Raw genomic sequence first — 17,885 nt, forward strand, 5'->3', positions numbered from 1 at the left:
CCATCCTTTGCATTAGAGAACGGGCACGGGATGCTCCCGTAACGCCGTCAGCAAGGCCGCGGCACTGGCGCCGCGACAATCCACAACTGTTCGGGCCCCGGCGGCACGTGCCTGCTCGGCGACCCTTGGGCTTGGAACAAACAACGGCATCTGCGCAAGCACTGGCCAAGTGTCGCCGGCCAATTGGCGCAGGTGCTCAAAACCCTGTCCACTGCTGACCACCAGCCCGTTCAGGCGTTCCGCCTCAATCCGTCGGGGCAGTTCCCGCGGCGGATAGTCCGGCAGGTCACGGCGGTACAGTTCCAGATACTCGACACTAGCACCAAGCGCGCGCAGGCGCTCGGCCAGCAGCTCGCGACCGCCCTCTCCGCGCAGGATCAACACCGGCGCGCCGGGCTGTGCAACGGCGTCGAGCAGACGCGGCAATTGCAGCAAGGCTTCGCTGTCATCACCCTCGTCCGGGCAGTGCGCATCCAGGCCCCGATCCCGAAGAATCTGCGCCGTCGCCGCGCCAACGCTGAACCAGGGCATGGCCGGCAGCGACGCCTCATCGGTATCAATCCATTGCACAGCGATACGCGCCGCCGGTTTGCTGACCACGATCACCGCGCTGTAGCGCGACAACCGGGCAAACGTCTGGCGAATTGTGTCAGAGACCGGCAGCGGCGCGATTTCCAAAAGCGGCAGGCAGCTGCTGAAAATCCCCTGTCCGGCCAGCACCTCGGCCAGCGCCTCGCAATCGTCAGCGGGGCGCGTCAGCAGCAGGCGCCAGGCCGTCACTCGTGACCTGCCTCGCCGTAGACAGCCTTGAGAATGTCGGCGGCACCCTGGCGGAGCAAATCTTCAGCGACTTGCACGCCCAGCGTTTCAGCGGCAGCGCGCGGCGCACGGGCTTCAGCGCTGAGCAGCTTGCCGCCGCTCGGCTCGCCGACCAGACCACGCAGCCACAACTGCTCGCCTTCAAGCACGGCGTAGCAGGCGATCGGCACCTGGCAGCCGCCATTCAAGTGTTTGTTGAGGGCACGTTCGGCGCTGACACGGTCAGCCGTATCGGCGTGATGCAAAGGCGCGAGCAAGGTATGGATTTCGGTATCGGCACTGCGGCACTCGATACCGACGGCGCCCTGGCCACCGGCGGGCAGACTGTCGTCGACACTGATGGCCGAGGTGATGCGGTCTTCGAAACCGAGACGGATCAGGCCGGCCGCCGCGAGAATGATCGCGTCGTACTCGCCGGCATCGAGTTTGGCCAGACGGGTATTGACGTTACCGCGCAGGAAACGGATTTCCAGGTCGGGACGGCGGGTCAGCAACTGCGCCTGGCGACGCAGGCTGGAGGTGCCCACGATGCTGCTGGCAGGCAATGCATCGAGGCTGGAATAGTTATTGGAGACAAAGGCGTCACGCGGGTCTTCGCGCTCGCAGATGCAGAACAGACCGAGGCCTTCGGGGAAGTCCATCGGCACGTCTTTCATCGAATGGACGGCGATGTCGGCTTCGTTTTCCAGCAGCGCGGTTTCCAGTTCCTTGACGAACAGACCCTTGCCGCCGATTTTCGACAGGGGGGAATCGAGCAGCTTGTCGCCACGACTGACCATGGGCACCAGCGTCACCAGCAGTCCCGGGTGGGCTGCTTCCAGACGGGCTTTGACGTATTCGGCCTGCCAGAGGGCCAGTGCACTTTTGCGGGTGGCGATGCGGATTTCGCGAGAGGACATGGATCAATCCGTACTGAATAGATACGGCGGATAATAACAGCTCAGCCAAATCCACTTTGACCTGAATCAGAAACGGCGTGGCCTCCCTGGCCGGCAATGCCTGGTGAAAAGAGTTGAGAGCCGCCCGACGCCTGCGGACTAAAGCCCTTGCATCATTTTGCGCACGCCCGCCACATGCCGGCGACTGACGATCAGCGCGTCACCGTTCAGCCCCTTGAGGAACAACTGGAAGTGGCCCAACGGCGTACGTTGCAGTCGCTCGATGCGGTCTCGAGCCACCAGCGCGTTGCGATGGATGCGCACGAAGCGCTCGCCAAATTCGTCTTCCAGGGCCTTGAGGGGCTCGTCCAGCAGGACTTCACCGGTTTCATGGCGCAAGGTCACGTATTTGTGGTCGGCAATGAAGTACACCACCTGATCCAGCGGGATCAGCTCGATGCCTTTGCGGGTTCTCGCGCTGATGTGGCTGCGCGGGCCGGTGCCGCTTTCGGCGGCGGGACGAGTCAGGGCCGAAAGCTGAGCCCGATTCGGACGTTCAGCCCTTTTCAGGGCTTCCTGCAGATGTTCGGTTCGCACGGGTTTCACCACATGGCCCACGGCACTGGCCTGCAGGGCCTCCAAGGCAAATTCATCGATACCGGAGCAAAACACCACGGCGGGCGGGGTTTCGCGTTCGCACAGGCGGGCAGCCACTTGCAGGCCATCGAGGCCTGGCATGCGGATATCGAGCAGCACGATATCCGGCTTGTGGCTGTCGATCAGTGCCAACGCCTCTTCGCCATTGGTGGCGCTGGGCTCCAGGACTGTGTAGCCCTCGAGCTCGCTCACCATTCGGGCGAGGCGCTCGCGGGCCAGTGGTTCGTCATCAACGATCAGGACATTCATATTGCGCTGGATTCCTGCGTGAGTCTCGCACAAGGATAGCGTAGACAAGTGGAGTGACGTCCGTCACCGCGATCCACGCTAAGACTAGCGCGAGCGCCAAAAAGTGCCGTACGTCGGCCGGCAATATTTGCCGACACCCGGGACGCACCACTCAGAGCTCGCTGCTGTCTGCGTTTTACGCAGGGTATGCCGATGGTCAATACACCCACCCCTCTCTTCTTATAGTCGGCGGCCAGACCTTTGCGCGATCCACAGTTGCGCCGACCCTTAGTCCTACTGTAGACGCTCGCCGGGCCGATATTGCTCAATCGGAAAATATCCTTGAGCAAATCCCCCGGAACCGGCGGCGACTATGAACCTCGACATGAGAAAAAAACGTATCGACCAGTGTCAGCGACAGGATTGGCAACCCTGTTATTATCCGCGCCAGCGTTTCACGCCTTCTTTCTTCAAGCCGATACGAGCGAATTCATGAGCACTGACAAGACCAATCAGTCCTGGGGCGGCCGCTTCAGTGAACCCGTCGACGCCTTCGTCGCCCGCTTCACCGCCTCCGTCACTTTCGACCAGCGCCTGTATCGCCACGACATCATGGGCTCGATCGCCCACGCCACCATGCTGGCCAAGGTCGGCGTGCTGACGGATGCCGAGCGCGACAGCATCATCGATGGCCTGAAGACCATCCAGGGTGAAATCGAGGCCGGCCAGTTCGACTGGCGCATCGACCTCGAAGACGTGCATATGAACATCGAGGCGCGCCTGACCGACCGCATCGGCGTGACCGGTAAAAAGCTGCACACCGGCCGCAGCCGCAACGACCAGGTCGCCACCGACATCCGCCTGTGGCTGCGCGACGAAATCGACCTGATCCTGGCCGAGATCACCCGCCTGCAAAAAGGCCTGCTGGAGCAAGCCGAGCGCGAAGCCGGCAGCATCATGCCGGGCTTCACTCACCTGCAGACCGCCCAGCCCGTGACCTTCGGTCACCACATGCTGGCCTGGTTCGAAATGCTCAGCCGCGATTACGAGCGACTGGTCGACTGCCGCAAGCGCACCAACCGCATGCCGCTGGGCAGCGCCGCGCTGGCCGGCACCACCTACCCGATCGACCGCGAATACACCGCGCAACTGCTGGGCTTCGACGCCGTCGGCGGCAACTCGCTGGACAACGTGTCCGACCGTGACTTCGCCATCGAATTCTGCTCGGCCGCGAGCATCGCGATGATGCACTTGTCGCGCTTCTCCGAAGAGCTGGTGCTGTGGACCAGCGCGCAGTTCCAGTTCATCGATCTGCCGGACCGTTTCTGCACCGGCAGCTCAATCATGCCGCAAAAGAAAAACCCCGACGTGCCAGAGCTGGTACGTGGCAAGACCGGCCGTGTGTTCGGCGCCCTGATGGGCCTGCTGACCCTGATGAAAGGCCAGCCGCTGGCCTACAACAAGGACAATCAGGAAGACAAGGAGCCGCTGTTCGACGCCGCCGACACCCTGCGCGACTCGCTGCGTGCCTTTGCCGACATGATCCCGGCGATCAAACCGAAGCACGCGATCATGCGTGAAGCGGCGCTGCGCGGCTTCTCCACCGCCACCGATCTGGCCGACTATCTGGTTCGCCGTGGCCTGCCGTTCCGTGACTGCCACGAGATCGTCGGCCATGCCGTGAAATACGGCGTCGACACCGGCAAGGATCTGGCGGAAATGAGCCTGGAAGAACTGCGTCAGTTCAGCGACCAGATCGAGCAGGACGTGTTTGCCGTGCTGACCCTGGAAGGCTCGGTGAATGCCCGTGACCACATCGGCGGCACTGCGCCGGCGCAGGTCAAGGCTGCCGTAGCTCGCGGTCAGGCGCTGATCGCCAGCCGCTAAAAGCATCGCGGGCAAGTCGAACTATCGACTTGCCCGCGAACTTGTTTCAGAACAAAACTTCTACTTTTTGGCCGCGATCATCGCCAAAAACGTTGGCATCGCCGCTTCCTTGTCCGCTGCGATCTTCTGCACATGCGGATTCTGTTCAAGTCGCTCCAGCAGCGCCTTGGCCTTCGGCATGTCCGCCAGCAGATCCAGACCGAACAGCTTGTGCCCCACCGCAGCCGCCAGCGGCACGCTGTAGAGAAAATACAAATCCGCAATACTCAGGCTGTCGCCCGCCACATACGGGGCAAACTTGCCGTGACGGCCCAGCGCCGCAAACCCCAGCAGCAATTCAGCCTTGGTCTTCTCCTTGATCGCCTCCGGCAGCGCCGCGCCGAAAAACGCTTCGCCGTAACAGGCACGGGCCGGCAACTCGATGTACAGCTCGATTTCCTTGGCCACCGCCAGCACTTGGGCGCGCGCAAACGGATCGCTCGGCAGCAGCGAGACACCCTTCTGGGTGCTTTCGAGGTATTCGAGCATCACCATCGTTTCGTTGATGTAGCCACCTTCGGCGCCCAGCACCGGCACCTTGCCGCGCGGGCTGATGGCCAGAGACTCAGGCGTAGGCGTCGGGTAGAACGTGACTTCCTCGAACGGCAGGCCTTTTTCCAGCAGCGCCAGTTTGACCATGTTGTAGTAGTTGCTGACTGAGAATCCGTAGAGCTTGAACATCACATAGCCTCCAGGCCGTGCGGGGTGGGCAGTGCCTGTTTATAGATCGCTCCGGGGAATCCTGCCAGCAGCATCACGCCGCTGAATGCGGGTAAACTGGCGCCTTTCCTTGAGGAGCCTGCCATGAGCGAGCCGACAGACATCGATAACGACGAAGAAGAGTTCACCGAGAGCACTTTGATCGAAGCCATCGAAAACCAGATCGAAAGCGACAACCCGCCAGCGGCCAAGGCGACGTTCAACAAGCTGACGCTGGTCGGTTATGAGCGCGAAGACATCCTGAATCTGATGGCCCACGTGCTGGCTTACGAGATCGACGCCATGCTCGATGACGACCGCGCGTTCAATACCGAATGGTACGAAGCGGCCCTTCGTGCACTGCCCGAGTTGCCACCGGAAAAGGCTTAACCGGGCAACCCGATGTGGGAGCAGCTCTGCTCCCACACAATTTGTCACCCATCTCTGCGGCCTTCTCCCGGCCCCTGACTACACTGGAATCCACCCCCGAGACAAAAACCCCGACGCACACTGGACAGGTCGCGCCGGCAGGTTCACCTTAGGGGCGCTGTCGTCCAATTCCTAGAAAGTCTGGAGTCCTTATGTCGCTTACCCCTGAGTTGGTTGCCGAACTGGAAGTCCTCGCACTCTTCAACCTGGACAGTTCCCAGGAAGGCCTGAAAATTCATCAGACCGCTGCCCCGAAGCACATTGCTGCTGCCCAACGCCTCTTTGAAAAAGAACTGACAGACCAGCCTGATGGCGGTTACCTGACCAGCCTCGGTCGCGATGCCGCACAAAACGTGCAAACCGTACTGACGATTCTGAAAGAGCAACAAACCGCCTGATCCTCCCGACTTTGCCCACGGAAACCTCTGCCACGGGATTTCCGCGGGCCAGCCCGGCTGCAAGCCATCGCCACGCGGTGGAAATCTGACGTCAAAAAACAAATTCAGCTTAATGCTCGCGCTGCACAGGCGCTAAACTCCCCCGCATTCCGTGACCCTCTGCCTCCGAGCCCTGCGAGCCGGTTTGAGTCGACATGACCCGCACCCATGAAATCCGCCCCGACCTGGACGAGGGAATCGACCGCAAGGTACTCAGCCAGCTGCGCGCACGCTTTCTGAAACTCAACGAAGGCCGCCTGAGCCGGGCGCTGGAAGGCCTGTCGACGCGCCAGCAAAGCGTGCTGACCTTGCTGCCGCTGTTTTTCCACGTCAATCATCCGCTGTTGCCCGGCTATGTTTCGGGCAGCACGCCGGCCGGACTGTCGAATTACGAGCCGGACGCCGACGCCCTCACCGAAGCCCAGCGCCTGACGCGTTCGTTTTCCTATAAGCCGCGCCACGGCAGCAATCCGCCACGGCCGATTCATGGCCTGTTCCTGATGGGCAGCCTCGGCACCCTGGCCCAGGCCGACCAGAGCGACATGGACGTGTGGGTGTGCCACGCCCCCGACCTGAGCGACAGCGAACTCGCCGAGCTGCGTAAAAAGTGCCAGTTGCTCGAAGTCTGGGCCGCGAGCCAGGGCGCGGAGGCGCATTTCTTCCTGATCGACCCGACACGCTTCGTCAAAGGCGAGCGCGATACCCAGCTCAGTTCCGAGGATTGCGGCACCACCCAGCATTACCTGCTGCTGGACGAGTTCTACCGCACCGCGATCTGGCTGGCCGGGCGTACGCCGATCTGGTGGCTGGTGCCGGTCTACGAAGAACGGGCCTACGATCAGTACACCCACACGCTGCTGTCCAAACGCTTCATCCGCAACGATGAAACCCTCGACCTGGGGCCGCTGGCGCACATTCCACCGGGCGAATTCGTGGGCGCCGGGCTGTGGCAGCTGTTCAAGGGCATCGAATCGCCTTACAAGTCGGTGCTCAAGCTGCTGCTGATCGAGGTCTACGCCAGCGAGCACCCGCAGGTGCAGTGCCTGAGCCTGCGCTTCAAGCAGGCGGTATTCGCCAACCGGCTGGACCTCGACGAGCTGGATCCGTACATGGTGGTTTACCGCCGGATCGAGGAATACCTCACCGCACGCAACGAACCGGAACGACTTGAACTGGTGCGTCGGGCGCTGTACCTCAAGGTCAACCGCAAGCTCACCGGCAACAGTCGCACCCAGAGCTGGCAGCGTTCGTTGCTGGAAAGGCTGGCCAGCGAATGGCACTGGGACCAGCGGCAACTGGCGCTGCTCGACAGCCGCAGCCAGTGGAAAGTCCGCCAGGTCAGCGCCGAGCGCCGGGCCCTGGTCAACGAGCTGAACTACAGCTACCGCTTTCTCACCCAGTTCGCCCGCACCGAGCAGACTGTCAGCCTGATCAACAAACGTGATCTCAACGTTCTCGGCCGACGCCTGTACGCCGCGTTCGAACGCAAGGCCGACAAGGTCGAGTTCATCAACCCCGGCATCGCCCCGGATCTGGCCGAAGACACCCTGACCCTGGTGCAGTCGCCGAACAAAAAGGAACCGGGCCAAACCCAGTGGGGCCTGTACAACGGCAGCCTGACGGCGCTGGAGTGGGAACACTTCGCACCGATCAAGCGCAGCCGCGAGTTGCTGGAACTGCTGACCTGGTGCCATCGCAACGGCGTAATCGATAGCAGCACACGACTGGCCCTGCATCCCGGCACCAGCGACCTGAGCGAATTCGAGCTGTTCAACCTGCTCGGCAGCCTGCAACAGAGCATCGCCCTGCCCTTGCCCACCGTTGCCGAAGAACCGCTGCTGCACGCCAGCGTGCCGAGCGAAGTGCTGATACTGGTGAATGTCGGGGTCGACCCGCTCAAGCATCACCGCGATCTGAACATCCTGATGACCACCGAGCGCACGGACTCCCTGAGCTATGCCGGCGTGCGCGAAAACCTGGTGCTGACCCTCGATCAGGTCACGCTCAACAGCTGGAACGAAGTGCTGGTCAATCGCTTCGACGGCCCGCATGCGCTGCTCGATTGCCTGCGCGACTACCTCAACAACCTGCCGCGCGGGCCGCAGCAGCCATCGCTGCGGGTGCGCTGCTTCTGCCACAACCGTGCGCAATTCATCGCCCGCCGGGTGGAAGAGATCGTCGACACCGCTCAGAACCTGCTGCTCAGCGACCTGAATCACCGCTACCTGATTCAGGTGCAACAGCACTATCACGTACTGGAACTGGTGCCGGGCCAGGTCAGCCATGTCGCTCTCGCCACCCTGCCAGCGCTGCTCGATTACCTGGGCGAGGAGCAACCGCGCTACAGCCCGCTGCACCTGGACCCGATGGCGCTGGAAGACCACGACCTCGCGCTGATCCTGCCGATGGGCCAGCCCGAATGCATTCAGGTGTTCTACCGGATCACCGAACAAACGGCCGAGCTGTACGTGCTCGACGAATTCAATGCGCTGTGGCAACAACACTTGCCCTATCACGACGAGCAAAGCCTGTTGGTGCCGTTGCAACGGTTCCTGCAATCGATCCAGTTCCGTCGCGAAGCACTGCTGCCGATGGACTCGAACCACGCCGCCAGCCTTGAAATCTTGTATTACCAGTTATTGCCTTCAGGACCGGGACGCGCGCGACGCGTCGAAATGCGCCCGGCACCGCAGACCCCGGTCAACAAGCCGTTCTACGACGTGCAGGCGATCATCGGCAAAGCCGCACCGGGCGAAGTGCAGGTCACGTTGTATTGCAATCAGCGGGAATTCAGCGAGCTGGAACATGGCGACCAGTTGTTCAGCGTGGTCGCCCGGGAGATTGTCGGGCAGCGCCGGGAAACCGAGCGCTACCGCTGCTACATCACCGACCTCGATCTCTCGGGTGTGATCGGTGACGGGCAGAGTTCGAGCAATCTGTATCTGCGTTACAAGGCTGACCTGGAGCGCTCTCTGAACGAGGCGCTCGAGCAGGTCTGAGGCGGGGTTATTCCGGGAAGTCGCCGCCGTTGGCCGGCTGCGATTCGACTTCCAGCAGGGTCAGCTTCAGGGTCTTGCCGCCCGGTGCCGGCCAGTCGATGTGCTGGCCGACTTTCAGGCCCAGCAGCGCACTGCCGACCGGGGCCAGGATCGAGATTTTGCCTTCATCGGCGTTGGCGTGCTTCGGATAAACCAGAGTCAGGTGATAGTCCTTGCCACTGCCCTCTTCGCGACAATGCACACGGGAATTCATCGTCACGACATCGGCGGGCACTTCATCGTGGCCGACCAGCGTATCGGCGCGGTCCAGTTCGGTTTGCAGCGCGATCACGCCCGGCAGCGTGTCATCCAGGCTGTCGATCAGGCGCTCCAGACGTTGCACGTCCAGACGGGTAAGGGTGATGGAAGGTGCGGTCATGATCCGGGCAGACTCCTTTCTTCTGCACACAAAAAAAGCAAAACCCCGCCAAAAAAGACGGGGTTTTCACCAGGCCTCGATGGGTTGAGGCGTTTCCGGACACTATCACAGCTCAAAAAATATACAAGCTACGCTCCGGCGAGCTGTCGGCGTTGCATCGCCTGCGCGCAGATTACCCGGCGGCGCTCGTCATCGGCCGAGCGCCACTCGCGGATGTCTTCGACATGGCGCATGCAGCCGAGACAGACCTTCTGCTCATCCAGCCGACACACGCCGGTGCACGGCGAAGGCACGGCCGGGCTGACGTTGCTGTAGAGCGGCTTCGGCGGACGGGCGGGCGCGGTGTCAGTCACGAAATCACAGGCCTTCGAAATCGAATTCGGTACCGGCCTGCTGCTTGACGATGCGCTCGAGCATCTCGCCCAACTGCTCTTCGCTCTTGTCGCACATCCAGCGTTCGCTTTCTTCGTCGTAATCGAAGTGGAAACCACCGGAGACAGCGGCCAGCCACAGCTGACGCAGCGGTTCCTGACGACTGAAGATCAGCTGGGTGCCGTTCTCGAACTTGACGGTCAGCACACCGGCCGAGTTCTCCATGTCGATGTCCAGGTCGCTGTCGTCGAAGATGTCTTCCAGTTTTTCCTGGGTTTCATCGACCAGATCGTGGAAACGGGCTTCGGACAAACTCATTGCGGCAACCTCAAAAAATGTCTGATCAGGCTCAAGCGCCGCAAGATACGGTCGCTGCCAGCCGATTGCAAAGGATAACGACCAAGCGCCCTGCCCGGCGACGAAATATGCACCCGTCACGCGGGAAAAGTTTCTTCGCCGCAGCCCGAGCCCCGCCGGACGGGAGTTCCGTCGCATAGGCAAGCTGCCGGGTGGCCGGTATACTCCGGCGCAATTAACGCATATTCAAGGATTTCGCCATGAAGCGCCTGATCTCTTCCCTTGCTGCGCTCGTCGCGGTTGCCTGTCTCGTATCGGCCTGCGGTCAGAAAGGCCCGCTGTACCTGCCCGATGAAGATCAGGACCCGGCAGCACAAGCCCAGTCTTCGCAAAAGCAGCCTGCCTCCAAGGCACACAAGCACGACGTTTACTAAGGGATCGCCATGGACGCTTTTAACTACCGTGGCGGGGAGCTGTTCGCGGAAGGTGTGGCGCTGTCCGCCATCGCCGATCGCTTCGGCACACCGACCTACGTCTACTCCCGCGCCCACATCGAGGCCCAGTACCTGGCCTACGCCGATGCACTGGCCGGCATGCCGCACCTGGTGTGCTACGCGGTCAAGGCCAACTCCAACCTCGGCGTACTGAATGTCCTGGCCCGCATCGGCGCCGGTTTCGACATCGTTTCCCGTGGCGAGCTGGAACGCGTCCTGGCCGCCGGCGGCAGCCCTGACAAGATCGTGTTCTCCGGCGTCGGCAAGACCCGTGACGACATGCGTCGCGCGCTGGAAGTCGGCGTGCATTGCTTCAACGTCGAATCCACCGACGAGCTGGAGCGCCTGCAAGTGGTCGCCGCCGAGCTGGGCGTTGTCGCGCCGATCTCGCTGCGCGTGAACCCGGACGTCGATGCTGGCACCCACCCGTACATTTCCACCGGTCTCAAAGAGAACAAGTTCGGCATCGCCATCGCCGACGCCGAAGACGTGTACGTACGTGCCGCGCATCTGCCGAACCTGGAAGTGGTTGGCGTCGATTGCCACATCGGCTCGCAACTGACCACCCTGCCGCCGTTCCTCGATGCCCTCGATCGCTTGCTGGATCTGGTGGATCGTCTGGGCGATTGCGGCATCCACCTGCGCCACATCGATCTCGGTGGTGGCCTGGGTGTGCGTTATCGCGATGAAGAGCCGCCGCTGGCCGCCGACTACATCAAGGCTGTGCGCGAGCGTCTCGACGGTCGTGATCTGGCGCTGGTGTTCGAGCCGGGCCGTTTCATCGTCGCCAACGCCGGCGTGCTGCTGACTCAGGTCGAGTACCTCAAGCACACCGAGCACAAAGACTTCGCCATCGTCGATGCCGCCATGAACGACCTGATCCGCCCGGCCCTGTACCAGGCCTGGATGGACGTGACTGCGGTCAAACCGCGCGACACCGCCGCACGCCAGTACGACGTGGTCGGCCCGATCTGCGAAACCGGCGACTTCCTCGCCAAGGATCGCGAACTGGCGCTGGAAGAAGGCGACCTGCTGGCCGTGCATTCGGCCGGTGCCTACGGTTTTGTGATGAGCTCCAACTACAACACTCGCGGCCGTGCCGCCGAAGTGCTGGTAGATGGCGATCAGGTGTTTGAAGTGCGTCGCCGCGAGACCGTGGCCGAGCTGTTTGCCGGCGAAAGCCTGCTGCCGGAGTAACCCCATGCTGCTGCGTTTTACCAAGATGCACGGCCTGGGCAACGACTTCATGGTCCTCGACCTGGTCAGCCAGCACGCGCACATTCAGCCCAAGCACGCAAAAATGTGGGGCGACCGGCACACCGGCATCGGTTTCGACCAGTTGCTGATCGTCGAGGCGCCGAGCAATCCGGATGTGGATTTCCGTTACCGGATCTTCAACTCCGACGGCTCCGAAGTGGAACAGTGCGGCAACGGTGCGCGCTGCTTTGCACGCTTCGTGCTCGACAAGCGTCTGACCGCCAAGCGTCTGATTCGCGTCGAGACCAAGGGCGGCATCATCGAACTGGACGTGCGTAACGACGGCCAGATCGGCGTGAACATGGGCGCCCCGCGTCAGGTGCCGGCGGATATTCCGTTCCAGGCGACCGAGCAGGCCCTGAGCTATCAGGTCGACGTCGACGGTACATCGGTCGAACTGGCGGCAGTGTCGATGGGCAACCCCCACGCCGTGCTGCGCGTGCAGGACATCAATACCGCACCGGTGCATGAGCTGGGTCCGAAAATCGAACACCACCCGCGCTTTCCAGCTCGGGTCAACGTCGGCTTTATCCAGGTCATCGACCGTAATCGCGCACAACTGCGCGTCTGGGAACGTGGCGCCGGGGAAACCCAGGCCTGCGGCACCGGCGCCTGCGCTGCTGCTGTAGCTGCGATCAGCCAGGGGTGGATGGATTCGCCACTGCTGATCGACCTGCCGGGCGGGCGCTTGTCCATCGAATGGGCAGGCCCTGGCCAACCGGTGCTGATGACCGGTCCGGCAGTGCGTGTATACGAAGGACAAGTCCGTCTTTGAGTGAGCAGAAGCCATGACCGATAAGCCTCAGGTACCCGCCCGACAGTCCGGTGAAACAGCGTCCGAGAGCCTGGAGGCGGCAGCGGTTGCCGCGTACCTGGAGGCTCATCCGGATTTTTTCGTCGAACATGAAGAACTGCTGCCGTCCCTGCGCATCCCCCATCGTCGCGGTGACACCGTGTCGCTGGTCGAGCGCCAGATGTCCATCCTGCGCGACCGCAACATCGAGATGCGTCACCGCCTCTCGCACTTGATGGACGTCGCCCGGGACAACGATCGCCTGTTCGACAAGACCCGTCGCCTGATCCTCGCCCTGATGGACGCCGCCACCCTGGAAGACGTGGTGATCAGCGTCGAAGACAGTCTGCGCCAGGACTTCCAGGTGCCCTTCGTCAGCCTGATCCTGCTCGGCGACAACCCGGCTCCGGTCGGCCGCTGGGTGACCCACGCCGACGCGCAAACCGCCATCGGCGGCCTGCTCACCGAAGGCAAGAGCATCAGCGGCAGCCTGCGCGAACACGAGCTGGACTTCCTGTTCGGCGAAGAGCAGCGCAAGCAGATCGGCTCCACCGCCGTGGTCGCGGTCAGCCACCAGGGCATCCACGGGATTCTGGCCATCGCCAGCCGTGATCCGCAGCACTACAAGAGCTCGGTCGGCACGCTGTTCCTCAGCTACATCGCCGAAGTCATGGGCCGCGTGCTGCCACGGGTCAACAGCTCCCTGCGCTCGGTACGCTGACCATGGAACGACAACTGGACGCTTACTGCGAACACCTGCGCAGTGAGCGGCAGGTGTCGCCGCACACGCTGTCGGCCTACCGGCGCGATCTCGATAAAGTCCTCGGCTGGTGCAACAAACAGAACATCGGCAGCTGGCAGGCCCTGGACATCCAGCGCCTGCGCAGCCTGATCGCCCGCCTGCATGCCCAGGGCCAGTCCTCGCGCAGCCTGGCGCGCCTGCTGTCGGCGGTGCGCGGTCTCTATCACTATCTGAATCGCGAAGGTCTCTGCGATCACGATCCGGCCACCGGCCTGGCGCCGCCCAAAGGCGAACGTCGCCTGCCGAAAACCCTCGATACCGATCGCGCCCTGCAACTGCTTGAAGGTGCGGTCGAGGACGACTTTCTGGCCCGGCGCGATCAGGCGATTCTGGAATTGTTCTATTCGTCCGGCCTGCGCCTGTCGGAGCTGACCGGGCTCAATCTCGATCAACTCGACCTCGCCGACGGCATGGTTCAAGTGCTCGGCAAAGGCAGCAAGACGCGCCTGTTACCCGTGGGCAAAAAGGCCCGGGAAGCGCTGGAGCAATGGTTGCCGCTGCGGGCGCTGACCAACCCGGCGGATGATGCGGTGTTTGTCAGCCAGCAAGGCCGACGCCTCGGCCCGCGCGCAATTCAGGTGCGGGTCAAACTGGCCGGCGAGCGCGAACTGGGGCAGAACCTGCACCCGCACATGCTGCGGCACTCCTTTGCCAGCCATTTGCTGGAGTCCTCCCAAGACCTGCGCGCCGTGCAGGAACTGCTCGGCCACTCGGACATCAAGACCACCCAGATCTACACCCACCTGGACTTCCAGCACCTGGCGGCGGTCTACGACAGCGCCCATCCACGGGCCAAACGCATGAAAGGCGACGATTCATGAGCATCCAGTTGATCACCTTCGACCTCGACGACACCCTGTGGGACACCGCCCCGGTGATCGTCAGCGCCGAAGCGGTTTTGCGCGAATGGCTGAGCGAACATGCGCCGAATCTGGGCGCGGTGCCGGTGGAACACCTGTGGTCGATCCGCGAACGGGTGCTGGCCAGCGAGCCGGGACTCAAGCACCGCATCAGTGCGTTGCGTCGGCGGGTGCTGTTCCACGCCCTTGAAGAAGCCGGTTATGCCCACGGTGAAGCCTCGGCGCTGGCGGACAAGAGTTTCGAAGTGTTTCTGCATGCCCGGCATCAGATAGAGGTGTTCCCGGAAGTCGAGCCGATCCTGGAAACACTCGCCAAGCATTACGCCCTTGGCGTGGTCACCAACGGCAACGCCGATGTGCGTCGCCTCGGGCTGGCGGATTACTTCAAGTTTGCGCTGTGCGCCGAAGACATCGGCATCGCCAAGCCGGATGCGCGACTGTTCCATGAAGCTCTGCAACGCGGCGGCGTGAGCGCTGAAGCGGCGGTGCATATCGGCGATCACCCGGGAGATGACATCGCCGGGGCGCAGCAGGCCGGCTTGCGTGCCATCTGGTTCAACCCGGCAGGCAAGGTCTGGGAAGCGGAGCGTTTGCCGGATGCCGAAATTCGCAGCCTGACCGATCTACCGGCTGTTCTCGCCCGCTGGAACAGCCGCGGCTAGATTTCTTTCGCCCATGAAAAAGCCCGCAGCGACGGCGGGCTTTTTCAGCAAGCAAGCGGCACGCCTCAGATAGGGCGGCTGCCGTACTTGTTGTCCGGCTTCTTGGGCGGATCGGCGACCACATTAGCCTCCACTTCCTGCACCTTGCCGCCGCGCGCAAGGAACTCTTCCATGGCCTTGGCCAGGGCATCGCGCTCCTTGTTCTTGGCTTCGATGCTCGGCAACTCATCGACCGACACCGCAGCCTTGGCCTTGCCTTTGGCAGCCGGGGCCGGCGTATCGTCACCGCCATCGTCTTCAGCAACGTCTTCCGCTGCTGCTTCCAGACCGTCCTCGGCCTCGTCTTCGTCGCCTACTTCGAGGTCGTCGTTTTCCAGATCATCGTCGCTCATGTTCTACCTCATGACTTGCGAAAAGCAGATTAGTTATAGACCAGCTTTGGCGACTGTCGAAAGTCGCCGTAAAAAAATCGGTAACCATTGGTGACCAACGGTTTATGCCTCTTCACCGTGCAAGGTGGCGAGGACTTTACGGGCACCGCCATGATCGCGGTGCTCGCCCAGGTAAACGCCTTGCCAGGTGCCCAGTGCCAGCCGACCCGCCGAAACCGGCAGGCTGATCTGGCAGCCCAGCACGCTGGCCTTGAAGTGCGCCGGGAGGTCGTCCAGGCCTTCGTCGTTATGCTCATAGCCGTCTGTTCCTTGTGGGATCAGACGATTGAAAAATCGTTCGAAGTCGCGACGTACCGCCGGATCGGCGTTCTCGTTGATGGTCAACGACGCCGAGGTATGCTGCAGCCACAAATGCAACAGACCGACCCGGCATGCCTTGAGTTCAGGCAGTCCGGCGAGCAACTCTTCCGTTACCAGATGAAAGCCCCGGGGCCGTGCCCGCAGGGTTATCAGAGTCTGTTGCCACATACAGTTCTCCGCACGTTCGGGGCGCATTCTAGCGCGCTCTGAAAAAAAACAAAGGCCCTAATATTCCTTCAATGATGTAAGCCATTGGCCGTAGAAAAACACCCGTCGTAAACACGACCAAAGCAGTACGAAAAATCCTTACAGCCATCTCAAGGATGACAAATTCCGGACAAAAAAATGCCCGGCGAACCGGGCAAGTTTTTTTGAGGCGCGTACTTACAGGTTGTAGCCGCGCTCGTTGTGCTGTGCCAGGTCCAGGCCCACCGATTCTTCTTCCTCGGTAGCGCGCAGACCCATCACGGCATCCAGCACCTTGAGGATGATGAAGGTGACGATCGCGGTGTAGATCACCGTGAAGCCGACGCCTTTGCACTGAATCCAGACTTGTGCGGCGATGTCGGTGACGGTGCCGAAGCCACCCAGCGCTGGAGCGGCGAACACACCGGTCAGGATCGCGCCGAGGATACCGCCGATACCGTGCACGCCGAAGGCGTCCAGGGAATCGTCATAGCCGAGTTTGCGTTTCAGGGTGGTAGCGCAGAAGAAGCACACCACGCCGGCGGCCAGACCGATGATCAGCGAGCCCATCGGGCCCACGGTGCCGGCTGCCGGAGTGATTGCTACCAGACCAGCAACCACACCCGAAGCGATACCCAGTGCGCTAGGTTTGCCGTGGGTGATCCACTCGGCGAACATCCAGCCCAGTGCAGCGGCGGCGGTGGCGATCTGGGTGACCAGCATCGCCATGCCGGCAGTGCCGTTGGCGGCGGCGGCGGAACCGGCGTTGAAGCCGAACCAGCCAACCCACAGCATGGCGGCGCCCATCAGGGTGTAACCGAGGTTGTGCGGCGCCATCGGGGTGGTCGGGAAGCCTTTGCGCTTGCCCAGCACCAGGCACGCCACCAGACCGGCGATACCGGCGTTGATGTGCACCACGGTGCCGCCGGCGAAGTCGAGCACGCCCCAGTCACCCAGCAGCGAGCCCGGACCGCTCCAGACCATGTGCGCGATCGGCGCATACACCAGGGTGAACCAGACGCCCATGAACACCAGCATCGCGGAGAACTTCATACGCTCGGCGAAGGCACCGACGATCAGCGCCGGGGTGATGATGGCGAACGTCATCTGGTAAGTGACGAACACGGCTTCAGGGAACAGCGCCGCCGGGCCAGTAATGCTGGCAGGCGTGATGCCCGCGAGGAAGGCCTTGCCGAAGCTGCCGACGAAGGAGTTGAAGTTGACGACGTTGGCTTCCATCCCGGTGGTGTCGAACGCCATGCTGTAGCCATAAAGGAACCACAGGATGGTGACCAGGCCGGTAATGGCGAAGCACTGCATCATCACGGAAAGAATGTTTTTCGACCGAACCATGCCGCCGTAGAACAGCGCGAGGCCGGGAATGGTCATGAACAGCACGAGGGCCGTCGAGGTCAGCATCCAGGCGGTATCGCCGGAATTGAGGACTGGAGGCGCCACCGGATCTGCCGCCAAAGCCAGGCCGGGCATTACGATGGACAACAGGGCGCCTAGCCCTGCGAATTTACGCAGAGTCATATTGTTTTCTCCTGGGGCGTTGGGTTTGTGGCGGCGTTTAGATCGCGTCGGTATCGGTTTCGCCGGTACGGATGCGAATCGCCTGTTCCAGATTGACCACGAAGATCTTGCCGTCACCGATCTTGCCGGTGTTGGCAGCCTTGGTTATCGCCTCGATAACCCGATCCAGATCCTTGTCGTCGATGGCAACGTCGATTTTCACCTTGGGCAGAAAATCGACCACGTACTCCGCGCCGCGATACAGCTCGGTGTGACCCTTCTGCCGCCCGAAGCCTTTGACTTCAGTAACGGTAATGCCCTGCACGCCGATTTCGGACAGCGACTCGCGCACGTCGTCCAACTTGAACGGCTTGATGATGGCAGTGACTAGCTTCATGAAACTCT

General features: G+C 62.1%; 21 protein-coding genes. 10 read left to right on the top strand and 11 right to left on the bottom strand.

The window, feature by feature from the left end; genetic code table 11:
- Window positions 1–12 precede the first annotated feature (12 nt).
- From AC1RMX_RS01910 to AC1RMX_RS01920, 3 genes are all read right to left on the bottom strand, one after another.
- On the bottom strand, window positions 13–780 hold the full coding sequence (locus AC1RMX_RS01910; RefSeq protein ID WP_096817353.1) for a uroporphyrinogen-III synthase: 768 nt from the start codon (window positions 778–780) through the stop codon (window positions 13–15).
- A complete protein-coding gene (gene hemC, locus AC1RMX_RS01915) occupies window positions 777–1,718 on the bottom strand; it encodes a hydroxymethylbilane synthase (RefSeq protein ID WP_493070224.1) in 942 nt (313 codons plus the stop codon). The genes AC1RMX_RS01910 and hemC overlap by 4 nt, the downstream gene beginning before the upstream one ends.
- Window positions 1,719–1,856: 138 nt before the next feature.
- Complete coding sequence (locus tag AC1RMX_RS01920) at window positions 1,857–2,603, bottom strand: LytR/AlgR family response regulator transcription factor (protein WP_096817349.1); 747 nt, start codon at window positions 2,601–2,603, stop codon at window positions 1,857–1,859.
- Between the two features lie 471 nt (window positions 2,604–3,074).
- On the opposite strand from AC1RMX_RS01920, the gene argH reads away from it, so the two are divergent.
- A complete protein-coding gene (gene argH, locus AC1RMX_RS01925) occupies window positions 3,075–4,469 on the top strand; it encodes an argininosuccinate lyase (protein WP_493070226.1) in 1,395 nt (464 codons plus the stop codon).
- A 60-nt stretch (window positions 4,470–4,529) separates the two neighbouring features.
- On the opposite strand, the gene AC1RMX_RS01930 is transcribed toward argH, so the two are convergent.
- Window positions 4,530–5,189 (bottom strand): glutathione S-transferase family protein, encoded by a 660-nt coding sequence (locus AC1RMX_RS01930; protein WP_096817345.1) that lies wholly within the window; start codon window positions 5,187–5,189, stop codon window positions 4,530–4,532.
- Between the two features lie 123 nt (window positions 5,190–5,312).
- Between AC1RMX_RS01930 and AC1RMX_RS01935 the strand changes: the two genes are divergently transcribed.
- The 3 genes from AC1RMX_RS01935 to AC1RMX_RS01945 all read left to right on the top strand — a co-directional run bounded on the left by AC1RMX_RS01935 (window position 5,313) and on the right by AC1RMX_RS01945 (window position 9,072).
- Window positions 5,313–5,597, top strand: a complete 285-nt coding sequence (locus tag AC1RMX_RS01935; RefSeq protein WP_102620727.1) for a hypothetical protein — start codon at window positions 5,313–5,315, stop codon at window positions 5,595–5,597.
- A gap of 191 nt (window positions 5,598–5,788) precedes the next feature.
- Window positions 5,789–6,034 carry a TIGR02647 family protein gene (locus tag AC1RMX_RS01940; RefSeq protein ID WP_007951883.1) on the top strand — a complete coding sequence of 82 codons (246 nt, stop codon included), beginning with the start codon at window positions 5,789–5,791 and terminating at the stop codon, window positions 6,032–6,034.
- A 194-nt stretch (window positions 6,035–6,228) separates the two neighbouring features.
- Window positions 6,229–9,072, top strand: coding sequence for a class I adenylate cyclase (locus AC1RMX_RS01945; protein WP_096817343.1), 2,844 nt, complete (start codon window positions 6,229–6,231; stop codon window positions 9,070–9,072).
- 7 nt (window positions 9,073–9,079) lie between these two features.
- On the opposite strand, the gene rnk is transcribed toward AC1RMX_RS01945, so the two are convergent.
- The 3 genes from rnk to cyaY all read right to left on the bottom strand — a co-directional run bounded on the left by rnk (window position 9,080) and on the right by cyaY (window position 10,180).
- Window positions 9,080–9,490 carry a nucleoside diphosphate kinase regulator gene (rnk, locus tag AC1RMX_RS01950; RefSeq protein WP_065258140.1) on the bottom strand — a complete coding sequence of 137 codons (411 nt, stop codon included), beginning with the start codon at window positions 9,488–9,490 and terminating at the stop codon, window positions 9,080–9,082.
- A gap of 128 nt (window positions 9,491–9,618) precedes the next feature.
- Window positions 9,619–9,843, bottom strand: a complete 225-nt coding sequence (locus tag AC1RMX_RS01955; RefSeq protein WP_096817341.1) for a DUF1289 domain-containing protein — start codon at window positions 9,841–9,843, stop codon at window positions 9,619–9,621.
- 4 nt (window positions 9,844–9,847) lie between these two features.
- A complete protein-coding gene (gene cyaY / locus AC1RMX_RS01960) occupies window positions 9,848–10,180 on the bottom strand; it encodes an iron donor protein CyaY (protein ID WP_007951887.1) in 333 nt (110 codons plus the stop codon).
- Window positions 10,181–10,419: 239 nt separating this feature from the next.
- On the opposite strand from cyaY, the gene lptM reads away from it, so the two are divergent.
- From lptM to AC1RMX_RS01990, 6 genes are read left to right on the top strand one after another with little or no spacing between them, the layout of a single operon-like run.
- A complete protein-coding gene (gene lptM, locus AC1RMX_RS01965) occupies window positions 10,420–10,593 on the top strand; it encodes an LPS translocon maturation chaperone LptM (RefSeq protein ID WP_085731736.1) in 174 nt (57 codons plus the stop codon).
- Window positions 10,594–10,602: 9 nt separating this feature from the next.
- A complete protein-coding gene (gene lysA / locus AC1RMX_RS01970; RefSeq protein ID WP_096817340.1) occupies window positions 10,603–11,850 on the top strand; it encodes a diaminopimelate decarboxylase in 1,248 nt (415 codons plus the stop codon).
- A 4-nt stretch (window positions 11,851–11,854) separates the two neighbouring features.
- Window positions 11,855–12,685: a diaminopimelate epimerase gene (gene dapF / locus AC1RMX_RS01975; RefSeq protein WP_096817338.1), complete on the top strand. Its 831-nt coding sequence runs from the start codon at window positions 11,855–11,857 to the stop codon at window positions 12,683–12,685.
- Window positions 12,686–12,698: 13 nt separating this feature from the next.
- The gene (locus AC1RMX_RS01980) at window positions 12,699–13,424 is read left to right on the top strand and encodes a DUF484 family protein (protein ID WP_096817337.1); all 726 of its coding nucleotides are present in this window, start codon (window positions 12,699–12,701) and stop codon (window positions 13,422–13,424) included.
- 2 nt (window positions 13,425–13,426) lie between these two features.
- Window positions 13,427–14,326, top strand: a complete 900-nt coding sequence (xerC, locus tag AC1RMX_RS01985) for a tyrosine recombinase XerC (protein ID WP_007951897.1) — start codon at window positions 13,427–13,429, stop codon at window positions 14,324–14,326.
- Window positions 14,323–15,027, top strand: coding sequence for an HAD family hydrolase (locus AC1RMX_RS01990; RefSeq protein WP_096817335.1), 705 nt, complete (start codon window positions 14,323–14,325; stop codon window positions 15,025–15,027). Before xerC ends, AC1RMX_RS01990 begins: the two co-directional genes overlap by 4 nt.
- Window positions 15,028–15,092: 65 nt before the next feature.
- Here the strand turns inward: AC1RMX_RS01990 and sutA are convergent, their stop codons facing one another.
- The 4 genes from sutA to glnK form a co-directional block, all read right to left on the bottom strand.
- Window positions 15,093–15,419: a dormancy-specific transcriptional regulator SutA gene (gene sutA / locus AC1RMX_RS01995; protein ID WP_007951900.1), complete on the bottom strand. Its 327-nt coding sequence runs from the start codon at window positions 15,417–15,419 to the stop codon at window positions 15,093–15,095.
- Between the two features lie 102 nt (window positions 15,420–15,521).
- Window positions 15,522–15,947 carry a secondary thiamine-phosphate synthase enzyme YjbQ gene (locus tag AC1RMX_RS02000; protein WP_085731425.1) on the bottom strand — a complete coding sequence of 142 codons (426 nt, stop codon included), beginning with the start codon at window positions 15,945–15,947 and terminating at the stop codon, window positions 15,522–15,524.
- A 216-nt stretch (window positions 15,948–16,163) separates the two neighbouring features.
- Window positions 16,164–17,501, bottom strand: a complete 1,338-nt coding sequence (locus tag AC1RMX_RS02005; RefSeq protein WP_096817333.1) for an ammonium transporter — start codon at window positions 17,499–17,501, stop codon at window positions 16,164–16,166.
- A 37-nt stretch (window positions 17,502–17,538) separates the two neighbouring features.
- Window positions 17,539–17,877, bottom strand: coding sequence for a P-II family nitrogen regulator (gene glnK / locus AC1RMX_RS02010; protein ID WP_002555808.1), 339 nt, complete (start codon window positions 17,875–17,877; stop codon window positions 17,539–17,541).
- Between the last annotated feature and the right edge of the window lie 8 nt (window positions 17,878–17,885).

The sequence above is a fragment of the Pseudomonas sp. GW822-FHT03F04 genome, from assembly GCF_058801405.1.